At 65.8% G+C, this 13001-nt stretch carries 10 protein-coding genes; 6 read left to right on the top strand and 4 right to left on the bottom strand.

All coding sequences use genetic code 11. From position 1 onward, the window contains the following. The first annotated feature begins 55 nt into the window (after nt 1-55). The 3 genes from HLH45_RS18390 (at nt 56) to HLH45_RS18380 (ending at nt 4649) form a co-directional block, all read left to right on the top strand. Nucleotides 56-2461 (top strand): putative bifunctional diguanylate cyclase/phosphodiesterase, encoded by a 2406-nt coding sequence (locus tag HLH45_RS18390; protein ID WP_008573503.1) that lies wholly within the window; start codon nt 56-58, stop codon nt 2459-2461. A 140-nt stretch (nt 2462-2601) separates the two neighbouring features. Beyond that, nucleotides 2602-3324, top strand: a complete 723-nt coding sequence (locus HLH45_RS18385) for a pseudouridine synthase (RefSeq protein ID WP_014090599.1) — start codon at nt 2602-2604, stop codon at nt 3322-3324. A gap of 197 nt (nt 3325-3521) precedes the next feature. After that, nucleotides 3522-4649, top strand: coding sequence for a GGDEF domain-containing protein (locus tag HLH45_RS18380; protein WP_033478757.1), 1128 nt, complete (start codon nt 3522-3524; stop codon nt 4647-4649). Nucleotides 4650-4813: 164 nt separating this feature from the next. Here the strand turns inward: HLH45_RS18380 and HLH45_RS18375 are convergent, their stop codons facing one another. Beyond that, a complete protein-coding gene (locus tag HLH45_RS18375; protein ID WP_003487571.1) occupies nt 4814-5761 on the bottom strand; it encodes a DMT family transporter in 948 nt (315 codons plus the stop codon). A gap of 376 nt (nt 5762-6137) precedes the next feature. Then, nucleotides 6138-6980 carry a DUF72 domain-containing protein gene (locus HLH45_RS18370; protein ID WP_008573497.1) on the bottom strand — a complete coding sequence of 281 codons (843 nt, stop codon included), beginning with the start codon at nt 6978-6980 and terminating at the stop codon, nt 6138-6140. A 532-nt stretch (nt 6981-7512) separates the two neighbouring features. On the opposite strand from HLH45_RS18370, the gene rraA reads away from it, so the two are divergent. The 3 genes from rraA to HLH45_RS18355 all read left to right on the top strand — a co-directional run bounded on the left by rraA (nt 7513) and on the right by HLH45_RS18355 (nt 11042). Continuing rightward, nucleotides 7513-8013: a ribonuclease E activity regulator RraA gene (gene rraA, locus HLH45_RS18365; RefSeq protein WP_033478754.1), complete on the top strand. Its 501-nt coding sequence runs from the start codon at nt 7513-7515 to the stop codon at nt 8011-8013. Further along, the gene (locus HLH45_RS18360) at nt 7955-9631 is read left to right on the top strand and encodes a serine hydrolase (RefSeq protein ID WP_046931891.1); all 1677 of its coding nucleotides are present in this window, start codon (nt 7955-7957) and stop codon (nt 9629-9631) included. The genes rraA and HLH45_RS18360 overlap by 59 nt, the downstream gene beginning before the upstream one ends. Nucleotides 9632-9776: 145 nt before the next feature. Then, complete coding sequence (locus HLH45_RS18355; protein WP_008573493.1) at nt 9777-11042, top strand: cation:proton antiporter; 1266 nt, start codon at nt 9777-9779, stop codon at nt 11040-11042. Between the two features lie 63 nt (nt 11043-11105). On the opposite strand, the gene HLH45_RS18350 is transcribed toward HLH45_RS18355, so the two are convergent. Together HLH45_RS18350 and HLH45_RS18345 are read right to left on the bottom strand one after the other, a co-directional pair. Next, nucleotides 11106-12299: a sensor histidine kinase gene (locus tag HLH45_RS18350; RefSeq protein ID WP_008573491.1), complete on the bottom strand. Its 1194-nt coding sequence runs from the start codon at nt 12297-12299 to the stop codon at nt 11106-11108. After that, the gene (locus HLH45_RS18345) at nt 12296-12985 is read right to left on the bottom strand and encodes a response regulator (RefSeq protein WP_005912893.1); all 690 of its coding nucleotides are present in this window, start codon (nt 12983-12985) and stop codon (nt 12296-12298) included. The genes HLH45_RS18350 and HLH45_RS18345 overlap by 4 nt, the downstream gene beginning before the upstream one ends. Nucleotides 12986-13001 lie beyond the last annotated feature (16 nt).

The following is a 13001-nucleotide window of genomic DNA, read 5'->3' as shown; positions in this document are numbered from 1 at the left end:
TTCAGGCGCCCAGTGGGCGCCTGAATCGCATTGGGGCGGCGAAGGACGGACGGCGATGGCGCAAGCAGTACGCGGCAAGGGCGGTGGGCAGACCATGCACCTGGTGCGTGGCTGGCTGACGCTTCCTCTGGCGCTGTTGATCGGCATCGCCGTCTGCATGACGGTGGTGTCGGCGCTGGTGATCGAAGTCCAGTCCGGTGCGACCGCCTGGATCGTTGGCCAAAGTCATTGGTCCAACGCCCAGCAAGAATCGGTGTACTGGATGGAGCGCTACCTGGGCAGCGGGGATACGGCCGATCTGCAGGCCGCCTGCCGCGCGCTGGAAGTGCCGCTGGGCGACCGCGCCGCACGCGTGGCGATCGAACAGCCGATGATCGATTGGGACGCGGTCTACGCTGGTCTGACCGCTGGGCGTAATGCCCATGAAGACATGCCGCAAATGGTGCGGCTGTATCGCTACGGGCACCAATTTCCGTATCTCGGCGACGCCATCGCGCTGTGGAAGCGCACCGACGCCGGCATCCTGCAACTGAGCAATCTGGCCGACCGCGCCGCTTCGGTGCAGGCCGCCAACCGGCCCGACCCGCGTGCGTTGCAGGCACTGCGCGATGAACTGCATCTGCTGGACGGCCGCATGCGTCACGACGCGTCCGAATTTCTGGCCTACCTGACCCGCTGCGCGCGGCTGCTGCACGATGTGATGGTGGTCTGCAGCCTGGCCACCTTGCTGCTGGTGTTGATCACCTGCGTACTGGCGATGCGGCGCATTCGCGATTATCTGCTGTCGCATGAAGGCCGCTTCCGTACCGCGTTTCAGCAGGCGGCGCTGGGCATGGTCAAGTTCGATCTGCGCGGCAACGTGCTGGATGCCAATGCGTCGATGGCCAACGTGCTGCTCTACCGGCCCGAAGAATTGCAGGCCTGCACCTTGGCCGAGGTGATGCATCCGGAAGACATCAAGCTGGACAGCCGCGGCATGCTCGATTGGCCCAAGCTGCTGCAGTCCGGCGAATTGCGCTTCGTGCGTGCCGACGGCGGGGTGATGTGGGGCCGCTGGAGCGCGTCGTTGGTCGAGCCGGGGCCGGAAGAGCCGACCCTGGTGCTGGCGGTGATCGAAGATGTCTCGCACGCGCACGAGCTGGCCGACGAAGTGGCCTTCCATGCGCGCCACGACGCGATGACCGGGCTGATCAACCGGCATGAAATCGAACGTCGGCTGCTGCGCCTGATCGAGCTGCCGCAATCGCCGCAGATGTGCCACGCGCTGTGCTTTGTCGACCTGGATCATTTCAAGCTGGTCAACGACACCTTCGGGCATGCGGTCGGCGACAAGTTCCTGTGCCACTTCGCCGATGTGATCACCATGCAGCTGCGCTCTGGCGATTGGCTGGGGCGTCTGGGCGGCGATGAGTTCGCCATCCTGCTGGCCAATACCGACCTGGCGCAGGCGCAGGCCGTGCTGGAACGCATGCACGGCGTGCTCGGTCAACCGTGGAGCCATCAAGGCGGGCGACCGCTGACGCCCAGTTGCAGTTTTGGCGTGGTGGAGATTCGCCACGGCGTCAGCGACCTCACTACCTTGATGACCGCCGCCGATCTGGCTTGTCATGCGGCCAAGGAAGAAGGGCGCAACCGCGTTCGCTGCTTCAACGAGAACGATCTGGCACTGGCGCAGCGCCGCCACGATGGTGGCTGGATCAGTGCGGTGCAACAGGCGATCGCCGAAGAGCGTTTGCTGCTGTACGCGCAGAAAATCCAGGTGCTGAACGACCCGGGACGCCTGCAGTACGAGGTGCTGGTGCGCATGCGCGCCAGCGACGGGCGGGTGCTGAGCCCGGGTGAATTCTTGCCGGCAGTGGAGCGTTACGGCCTGGGGCGCATGGTCGATACCTATGTGCTGGAAGCGCTGTGCGCGCAGTTGGCGGCCAATCCGATGCATGTGGCGATGCTGGACCTGTGCCACGTCAATCTGTCTGCACAATCGATCGCGCAGCCGGATTTTCTCGACGTCGTCTGCGCCCTGTTCGAGCGCTACCCGGCACTGGTGCCGAAGCTGTGCATGGAGATCACCGAGACCGCGGTCATCGGCGATCTGGAACACGCGCAGCGTTTTGTGCAGAGCGTGCGCGCACGCGGGTGTCACGTGGCGCTGGACGATTTCGGCAGCGGCCTGGCCTCGTTCGGCTATCTCAAGCAATTCACCGTGGACGTGTTGAAGATCGATTGCGGCTTCGTCCGCAACTATGCGCACGATGCGGTGGATCGCGCGGCGGTGCATTCGATCGCCCAGGTCGGGCTGGCGCTGGGCATCGAGGTGGTCGCCGAAGGCGTGGAATCGGAGGCCGACATCCCCGGGCTGCGCGAGGCCGGCGTGGGCCAGGTGCAGGGTTTCAGCCTGCATCGTCCATGCCCGCTGGAAGAACTGTTGCACACGCCGCAGCTGGTGGCCGTCTCCGGGTAAGCGCGCTTGACCCGGGCGACGTCGGGCAGCGTCAGGCCGGTGCTGCGTGTACAACGCGGCTGGCGACTGCCTGCTGCCGATTGCTGGCCCGGTCAGCCGGCATGGCGCACGGCCTGCTCCAAATCGCCGATAATTGGCAGATGACGATCCGACTCAACAAATACATCGCCGAAACCGGCTTCTGCTCACGCCGCGAGGCCGATCGCCTGATCGGCGAACGAAGGGTCACCGTCAATGGCGTACCCGCCGGCACCGGCGCGGTGGTCGGCGCGGAAGATACCGTGCTGGTGGATGGCCAGCCGCTACGCATACGCGAGGCCAAGAAGCTCGGTGGTCGCAAGCACGTCTACATCGCGCTCAACAAACCGGTGGGCATCACCTGCACCACCGAGAGTTCGGTCAAGGGCAATATCGTCGAATTCGTCGGTCACGAGCAGCGCATCTTCCCGATCGGCCGGCTCGACAAGGACTCCGAAGGGCTGATCCTGATGACCAGCAACGGCAACATCGTCAACGAGATCCTGCGCGCGGAAAATCGCCACCAGAAGGAATATCTGGTCGCGGTCAACAAACCGGTCACCGATGAATTCCTGCGCGGCATGGCACGCGGGGTGCGCATCCACAACGAAACCACATTGCCGTGCCGCACCGCACGCATTGCCAAATTCGGCTTCCGCATCGTGCTAGAGCAGGGCCTGAATCGGCAGATTCGCCTGATGGCTGCCGAGTTCGGCTACCGGGTGACGCAACTGCGCCGGGTGCGCATCGACAACATCAAACTGGCTGCGCTCAAGCCGGGGCAGTGGCGCAACCTCAGCGATGCGGAATTGCGCGGGCTGCTGCCGCAACGCACCGACTGGTAAGCGCCTGTGCCGGGCCGGCTGCATCGCAGTCAGGTCAGCGCAGCCGGCGTTTCGGACACGGCATATGCCCGCGCTGTAGTGCCGTGCTGCCGCGCCAAATGTGCAACGTCGTGCCGGGTGCTTGCGCCCGCTGTATGGATCACGCTTCGAAATATCCGATGCCGTCCAGGGCGGCGCTGCAGCGTAGGGTGCGCCCGATGGTGGCACTTGCCGGGCTCCGGCATACTTTCACAGATAACAGCCAGGGGGCGGCAGTGATCAAACCGGAATTGCCGAGCAACGAGGCCGAGCGGCTGGCCGCGCTGCGCCAATACGACGTGCTGGATACGCCAGCCGAACGTGCATTCGACGACCTGACCATGATTGCCTCCACGCTGTGCGAGACGCAGATGGCGGCGGTGGTGCTGGTGGACGAAGACCGGCAGTGGTTCAAGTCTGCGCACGGTGCGCCACGCAGCGAAGCACCACGCGATATCTCGTTCTGCGCGCACGCGATCCTGAGCCCGGACGAAGTGCTGATGGTGGACGACACCTTGCTGGACCCACGCTTCCACGATAACCCGATGGTGGTCGGTAGCGGCGGGGTGCGCTTCTATGCCGGCGCGCCGCTGGTGACCAGCCAGGGCCTGGCGCTGGGCTCGCTGTGCGTGTTCGACCAGACCCCGGCGCATCTGCGCGAAGACCAGCGCGAGGCCTTGCAGGCATTGTCGCGGCAGGCCTCGCAGCTGCTTGAGTTGCGGCTGGCCGGCAGGCAGTTGCGCCAGCAGTTGCACGAGCGCGAGTGGTACGAACAGCAGATGGCTGGCTATTACGCGCAGATGGATGCGTTGAACGCCGACCTGGTCGAACAGACCCGCACCGATCCGTTGACCGGCCTGCCCAACCGGCGCGCGTTCGCGGTGGCATTGGCGGCGGCCACCGAACAGACGCGTGCGGTGGGCCAGCCGCTGTCGGTCGCGCTGCTGGACGTGGACCACTTCAAGACCGTCAACGATGTGCATGGGCACGATCAGGGCGATGCAGTGCTGCGCGAATTGTCCGCATTGTTGCGTGCGCATATGGCCGGTGCCGGCACCATCGCCCGGTATGGCGGTGAGGAATTCGTATTGCTGCTCCCCAATACGGATCTGCTGCAGGCACGCGTGCAATGCGAATACCTGCGCCAGAGCGTGGCGGCGATGACGATCGCGCTGCCGGTGACGGTGAGTATCGGTGTGGCGACCTTGTACCCGCAGGAAAGCGTGGAGGCGGTGATCAAGCGTGCCGACCAGGCCCTGTATGCGGCCAAGCGCGGTGGGCGCGATCAGGTGGTCGCACTGGAGTAGGGGCGCGTGGTTGCGCATCTGCCGATGCAGATCGCCTGGCCAGTGCATGGGACGTCGATTGCCGTATGCCGGGCGGCGCGGACGCCGCGCGATGCAGCGTGAACGCCGGCGTGCTTCAACGCGGCGGTCGCAGTGGACAAGCGCGATCTTGCAGCGCTGTGCAATCAGTCGACGATATTTTTCGCCTCGGCTGTGCCGAGCAATTCCGGGTGCGCCACCGTGCGCCGACGCTCCAGAACCGGATGCAGGAACACCGCGCCGAGAATGATCGCCACGCCGAGATAGAACTGCAGGGTCAGTTCGCGTTGTTCGCCCAGCAGCGCGATCGCCAGCACGATGGCGTACACCGGTTCGAGATTGGTCACCAATTGCACCGAATAGGCGCTCAGATGCCGCAAGGCGACCAGCGCCAGCGCAAATGGCAGCAAGGTGCAGGCCAGCGATAACGCCAGCAGCAACACGCCATCGTGCAGGCTGGGCACCACCAGCAGATCGCCATGCAAGGCCGGCAGCAGCAGCGGCATCGCCGGTGCAAGCAGGGTCAGGGTCAGCGTGCCGGCGCCCAGTTCCAGCGCGGTGACGGTGAGCGGGTCGGCATGCGCCACCATGCGCTTGTTGAGCGAGCCGAATAGCCCGACGAACACCGCCGAAATCGCGCCCACCACCACGCCGGCCCGCATGCCGTCCGGCACCCCGCCGACGACCAGCGCCACGCCGGGCAACACGGCCAGCCCGAACAGCAGCTCGCGCGGACGGAACGGGCGATGCGTGACCAATGGCTCGATGACCGCCGTGAAAACCGGCGCCAGTGCGATACAGGTCGCCGCCACCGATGCATTGGCCAGCTTGATCGCGCCGTAGAAGGTGAGCCAGTGCAAGGCCACCAGCGCGCCGATGCCGCAATAGCCCAGCACCACACGCCCCGACAAGCCACGCAACCCACGCCACACGCGTGGCCACAAGGCCAGTGCCACCACCACGATCAACATGCGCCACCACACCAGCGGCAGTGCCTGCAGCGTGATCAGCTTGCCCAGGATCGCGGTGATGCCCCAAAGCAGGACGCAGAAGTGGATTTGCAGTTGCGCCTTGCGCAGGTCGGTCGTGGGCATGCGCCATTGTCGCCGAAAACTGCGTGATGTTGCGCTGCAAGGAACGCGGCGCCGGCGTGCAGCGGCGGGGTGGAGGGATGGCTGACCAGGCTGTCGCGCAGCAATCGTGCGACCCGCCCGCCAACGGCCGACCTGCATCACGGCAGGATGGCCGAGGAGCGATGCACCAGCCCATTCCGCGATCGATCGTGGCACCTCAGCGCTCAGCGCTGTGCGCAAGAGACGGCCGCGTCAACCAGCGCGGATTGCCCTCATGTGCGGACCAAGGGCGGCTGATAAAACGGCAAGCCGTCGTCAGATGGGCTGCCGACGCCGCACGCAGAATCGAACGTACGCATGGAACCTGCCGATCCGAAGCGGCCGCGCTGTCGTGTTGCTAGCTGCCCTGACGCGCCGACACTTCTTTCAACAACGCCATCGCCGCTGCCGGGTTGCGTTCCTTCGCCGCACTGATGAAAAACACGAAGACCTCGCGCGGCTGCCGTGCCGGCGCTGCCGAAGCGTCCACGTGCGGCAGATCGGCCGGGTCTTCGCCGCGGCGCCAGGCCTGGATGCGCTCTGCCCAACGCGCCAGTGCCGGCGCCGGATACCCTGCATGCAGGCGCGCCTGGCTGCGCATCAGACGCGCATAGACGAAATCCGTGGAGAGATCGGCGAACGAGGGGTGCTCATCCGAATCGGTGAACACCGTGGCCACGCCATGGCCGCGGACCAATGCGAGCAGCGAGGCATCTACCGCATCGTGGTCGCGGATCTCCAGCACATGGCGCAGCGCACGCGGACCTGCACGCTTGGGCAGCAACGACAAAAACGCGTCCAGATCGTCGGCCTGCAACCGGTGCCCTTGTTCGAATTGCCACACCAGCGGCCCAAGCGTATCGCCTAGCTCGACAATGCCGCCGATGAAATCTTCCACCTGCGCCCTGGTGCCAGCCAGCTTGCGCGACTGGGTAATGCGGCGCGGCGCCTTGGCCGAGAACACGAAGCCGGGCGGCACTTCATCGCGCCACTTCGCGTAAGTGGCCGGCTTCTGCGTGCCGTAATAGGTTCCGTTGATTTCGATGGCGGTGACGTGGCGGCTTGCGTATTCCAGCTCGCGGCGCTGCACCAGGCCTTCCGGGTAGAACATGCCTGCGCGCCACGGCGCATACACCCAGCCACCAATGCCGATGTGGATACCTTCGAGGGCGGGCGGGGCGGAAGCGAACAGGTCGGTCATTGCATGGAGACTCGCTGGCGAGGTCGTGCGTCATTGCGGATGCGTCGATGGGTGCAGCGCGCGCCGGCCGATCATAGCCGTGGCGCAGGTGGCGCGATGAGAAGATGGGTTGCCAATGGGCGCCGCGGGGCAGTGCAATGGTTGAGCCCGTACGACGCAACGTTGCATGGCAGGCTGGCGGTCGTGCCGAAGGTGAGTTGTGCCTGCACTGGCCTGCCGCGCTGGCGTTGCACGCTGCTGGAGATGGGCTGCGCAAGCCGCAGACGGCGTAGCTGCCGGAAACCCACGCCTTCTGCGCTGCGCGCCTCGGCGGAGACCATACGCGGCAACCGCCGCATGGCGACTGCCTTGCAGCGACCATCACGACGCGGCGAACGCAGCGTTGTCCGCGTGCGCGCACGGTCGCTGCGCGTGCGTGCCTGCATGGCGCGTAATCGGGTGTCGGTCATCGGGTATCGGTCATCCGTCACCCATCGCCCGCGCGCGGCCACAGGCGGCTACCATGCCAACTCTGCCGCGCGAGATCGCCCCGATGACCTGGACCACGCCTGATCTGTGTGACCGCTACCCCGACGTGACGATCGCCGAACCGCTGTTCCGCCACTTCGGCGGGCGCACGGCATTCGCCGGACCGATGGTCACGGTGCGCTGTTTCGAAGACAACTCGCGGGTGCGCGAGCTGTCCGCCATGCCGGGCGACGGCCGCGTGCTGGTGGTGGACGGGCAGGGCTCGCTCAAGCATGCGCTGCTGGGCGACCAGATCGCGGCCAATGCGGTGGCGAACGGCTGGGCCGGCGTGCTGATCCACGGCTGCGTGCGCGATGTCGAGATTCTTGCCACGTTGCCGCTGGGGGTGCTGGCGCTGGCGGCTTGCCCGCGCCGCACCGAGCGACGCGATCTGGGCGATGTGGATGTGCCGGTGAATTTTGCCGGCGTGCCCTTCGTTCCGGGCCACTGGCTGTACGCCGATGCCAATGGCGTGCTGGTGGCGCCGCAACCGTTGGCGCTGGATGGCGCCGGCGGATCGATCTGACCAACAACCTGAAGGTGATGCAGTGACCTTGAACCGATGGCTGAGTGGGGGCGTGCTGATGGTGGCAAGCTTGGTGACGACAACGCACGCGGCCGAACTTCCCGCCGGCATGCAGCAGTTCGATGCGCAGATGGAACGTGTGCGCAAACAGTTCGACGTGCCCGGTATTGCGGTGGCCATCGTCAAGGACGGCCAGGTGGTGCTGGAGCGCGGCTACGGCGTGCGCGAGACCGGCAAGCCTGCGCCCGTGCAGGCCGACACGTTGTTTGCGATTGCCTCCAATACCAAGGCGTTCACTGCCGCGTCGCTGTCGATCCTGGCCGATGAAGGCAAGCTCTCGCTCGATGACAAGGTCATCGACCATCTGCCGTGGTTCCGCATGTCCGATCCGTATGTGAGCGGGCAAATGCGCATCCGCGATCTGCTGGCGCACCGCAGCGGCCTGAGCCTGGGTGCAGGCGATTTATTGTTCTGGCCCAGCACCAGCTACACCACCGAAGAGGTCGTGCAGCACCTGGCCAAGGTGCCGCTGAAGGGCGGTTTTCGCGACCGCTATGCGTACGACAACATCCTGTACGCAGTCGCCCAGAAGGTGATCGAGCAGGTCTCCGGGCAGAGTTACGCGGCATTTCTGCAGCAACGTATCTTCGACCCGGTGGGCATGCGCGGCACGCGCTTCAACGCCGACCATCTGCAGCCCGGCGATCACGCGGCAGTCGGGCATGCCAAGTACGACTTCACCGAGCTGCGTACGGTGGCGCCGCTGACCTGGTCCAACAACTCCGGTGCCGGCGGCATCTATTCCAGCGTGCACGACATGGCGCTGTGGATGAACGTGCAACTGGCCGGCGGCATCCTGCCCGATGGCAAACCCCTGTTCAGCGCCAAGCGCCAGCAGGAAATGTGGTCGATGATCACGCCGATCCCGATCGGCGAGGTGCAGGTGCCCGAGCTTGCCGCGGCGCGGCCGAACTTCGCCGGCTACGGTGAGGGCTGGAGCCTGAGCGATTACCGCGGCCATCGCCTGGTCTGGCACACCGGCGGCTGGCCCGGCATGGTGTCGCGCCTGACGCTGCTGCCGGATCAGAAGCTGGGCGTGGTGGTGTTGACCAATCAGGAGGTGGGCGCTGCGTTCAACGCCGTGACCTTCCAGGTGCTGGATGCCTTCTTGCAGGTGCCGTCCACCGATTGGACCGCCGCTTACGCCAAGCTGGTGGAGAAGGCCGACAGCGAGGCGGACGCAAGTTGGAAGAAGCACCAGGACGCGCGCGCGGCGCGGTCCACGCCGTCGTTGCCGCTGCGCAGTTACGCGGCCACCTATCGCGACCCCTGGTATGGCGATGTGGTGATCGTCCAGGACGGCAAGCGGCTGCGCCTGCAGTTCGCCAGGACCGCCCAGTTGGTGGGCACGCTGGAGCATTGGCAGCACGACAGCTTCATCGTGCGCTGGGACGACCGCTCCTTGAATGCCGATGCCTTCGTCAATTTTGCGCTGACCCCGGACGGCACGGTGCGCGAGATGCGTATGGAGCCGATTTCGCCGCTGACCGATTTCAGCTTCGATTTCCAGGACCTGGTGCTGACGCCGGTGCCGACGCAGACCGCTGTGGGCAAATGATGCAGGCACGCGCGGATGACCTGCGCGCTGCGCCTGGCGGGCCCAAGCGCGCAGGTGGCTCAGATCGCCATCGGCCGCCGCACGCTACCGAAGTGCGGCAGGTCCAGTTACGATCTGCGCACTTTTCAGGGATGTCGCCGCACGCATGACCACTCCGCAGATGTCGGTGTATTTCTTTTTGCAGGCTGCCGCGATTTTGTTGGTGTGCCGGCTGGTCGGCATGCTGGCCAAGCGCCTCGGGCAACCGCAGGTGGTGGGCGAAATGATTGCCGGCGTGATGCTGGGGCCCTCGTTGTTCGGCTTGCTGGCGCCGGGCGCGCAGGCGGCCCTGTTCCCCAAGCAGACCATGGACGTGCTGTATGTGTTCGCGCAGTTCGGCGTGGGCCTGTACATGTTCCTGGTCGGAACCGATTTCCGCGGCGACCACTTTCGCGCGCGCTATCGCAGTGCCATGAGCGTGTCGATGGCGGGCATCGCGGTGCCGTTCCTGCTGGCATTTGCCATGTGCCCATGGTTGATCAACGTGCAGGGCCTGTTTTCGGAAAAGGCCAAGCTGGCCGAAGCGTCGCTGTTCCTGGGCGCGGCCATTGCGATCACCGCCTTCCCGATGCTGGCGCGCATCATCCACGAACGCGGTCTGACCAATAGCCCCTTGGGCACCTTGGCGCTGACCGCTGGCGCGTTCGACGATGCCGCAGCGTGGTGCATTTTGGCCGTGGTGCTGGCCAGTTTCGGCGGCAGTTGGGGCAGTGCCTACCTGGCCATCGGCGGCGGCATCGGCTATGCGGTCTTCATGATTTTCGTCGGCCGGCATCTGCTCAAGCGGCTGGCCGATCATGTGGTGCCCGGCCAGCCGCTGAGCAACAGTGTCCTGGCGGTGGTGCTGATCCTGTTCTGCATCAGCGCCTGGGCCATGGATGCGATCGGCATCCACGCGGTGTTCGGCGGTTTCCTGCTCGGTGTCTGCCTGCCCAGGGGCGCACTGACCGAGAAGCTGCGCGAGATGATGCAGCCGTTCGTCGTGGTGTTGCTGCTGCCGATGTTCTTCACCTATTCGGGCTTGAAAACCCAGCTCAGCGTATTGCTGCAGCCGCAGATCATGCTGGCGGGCGTGGCGATCCTGGCCGCGTCGTTCATCGGCAAGGGCGTGGCCTGCTGGGCCGCGGCGCGAGCGACCGGCGAGAACAACCGCGACGCGATGGCGATCGGTTCGCTGATGAATGCACGCGGGCTGATGGAGCTGATCATCATCAATATCGGCTTGCAGGCGGGTGTGATCGAACAGGGCCTGTTCTCGGTGCTGGTGCTGATGGCGATCCTGTCCACGCTGATGGCCACGCCGTTGTTCAACTGGATCATGCGCCGCCACGCCAATGTGAGCGACGCGGTGCCGAGCCTGCAGTCGCGGTGATCGGCGCGCGACTGCCCGCAGGTGCGGGCAGTGCACTGGCGGCGTGTGCGGCCGGGCCTTGCGTCAACGCCCCAGCGGCAACTGCACGCTGGCCAGCAGGCCACCGCCGGGGCGGTTGCTGACGACCAGTTGGCCATCGTGCGCCTGGCAGATGGCCGAGGCGATCGCCAGGCCCAGGCCGCTGCCGCCGGAATGCCGCGCGCGCGAGCTGTCGGCGCGCCAGAAGCGGTCCAGCAAGTGCGGCAGTTGCGCAGGCGCCACGCCGGGACCGCGGTCGCCGACGGTGAGCTGCACGCTGTTGCCGTCGCGGCGCACCTCGATTTCCAGCAACTTGCCGGCTGCGGCGTAGCGCAACGCGTTATCGATCAGGATCGACAGCACCTGGCCCAGCCGGTGCCGGTCGGCATGCAGGCGCAGCGCCGGAGCCGTGGGGTAGTGAATGGTCATCTGCGCCTCGCGCAGCGCCGGGCCTGCCCACTCGATGCGCTCGGCGACGAGCTCCCGCAGCTCGACGCTTTCCGGCTCCAGCACCAGCTGGCCGGCACGCGCCAGCGACACCAGGTGCAGGTCGCCGATCAGGCGATTGATCTGCTCCAGCTGGCGATGCACCAGCCGCAGTTGCTCCGGTTCGCGCGGGAAGACGTCATCCAGCATGCCTTGCACGCGTCCCATCGCGGCATTGAGCGGGGTGCGCAGTTCATGCGCCAGCATCGCGCTGGAGTCGCGTAATTCGCGCTCGTATTGCTGCAGCCTGCCGCTCATCGTATTGAAGTCGTCGGCCAGGGCGGTGAGCTCGTCCGGCGCGCCGCGCACCACTTGCGCGCGTGCGCCGAAATCGCCATCGCTGACCCGGTGCGCGGCGAAAGCCACCTGCGAAAATTGCCGCGACAGCGGCCGCGACGCGAGCAGGCCGCAGAACAGGATGACCGGGACCGAGATGGTCATCATGGCGCCCAGCATCCACCAGTCCGGATTGGCCAGCCCGGGCAGGAAATTTTCGATGTCGTAATAGCGCTGGAACAGCTCCCACAGGCGCGCCTGGTTGGCCCGGGGCTGCTCGATCAGCTGGGAGATCTCGGCACGCGGCTCGGCCGGCACGTTGCTCAGGATCAGGCTGTAGCGCAGATTGAAATAGCACCACATGCCGAACGCGATGACCATCATGGTCACCACCGCCAGCGCGCTCATGCGCAGTCCCACCCACCACCACAGGGGCGCCTGGTTGCGCCAGGCATGAAACCGCCGCAGCACCTTCATTGAAAGCGATACCCCACTGCACGCACGGTGACCAGCACACCGGTGATGCCATGCACTTCGAGTTTGCGGCGCAGGTTGTGGATGTGCGAATCCACCACCCGTTCCAATGCATCGCTATCGGGCAGGCAGGCGTCGAGCAGTTCGCTGCGCGTAAAGGCCTTGAATGGGGTCTTGAGCAGCAGCGCGAGCAGGTTGAATTCGGTCGGCGTCAGATCCAGCGCCACGCTGTCGCCGTTTTCGTGTTGCACGCTGGCGACCACGGCGGCCGGATCCACGCTCAGCCGACCGTGCTGCAATGGCTCGCCCGGCGCGCGCACCGCCACGCTCCGGCGTAGCACCGCATGCACGCGCGCCACCACCTCCTTGGGGCTGTATGGCTTGACCACGTAATCGTCGGCGCCGTAGCGCAGGGCGCCAAGCTTTTCCGGCTCGTCGCCAATGGCGGTGACCATGATCACCGGCGTGTCGCCGGCGCGGCGGATCGTCGACAGCACCTCGATGCCGCTGAGCTTGGGCAGCATCACGTCCAGCAGCACCAGATCCGGTGCCCATTGCCGGTGGAGCTGGATGGCGCGTTCGCCATCGCCGGCCACCGCCACATCGAAGCCGTCGCGGCGTAGATAGGCCTCCAGAATGCTGGCGCTATCGCTGTCGTCTTCCACCAGCAGAACCTTTTTGCCTGTCATGGCGTGTTGCCCTGTC

Origin of the sequence: Xanthomonas euvesicatoria, assembly GCF_013112235.1 — a bacterium.
Classification (GTDB): domain Bacteria; phylum Pseudomonadota; class Gammaproteobacteria; order Xanthomonadales; family Xanthomonadaceae; genus Xanthomonas; species Xanthomonas euvesicatoria.
The sequence above is the reverse complement of the archived record's forward strand: the minus strand, read 5'-3'. Positions and strand labels throughout refer to the sequence as shown.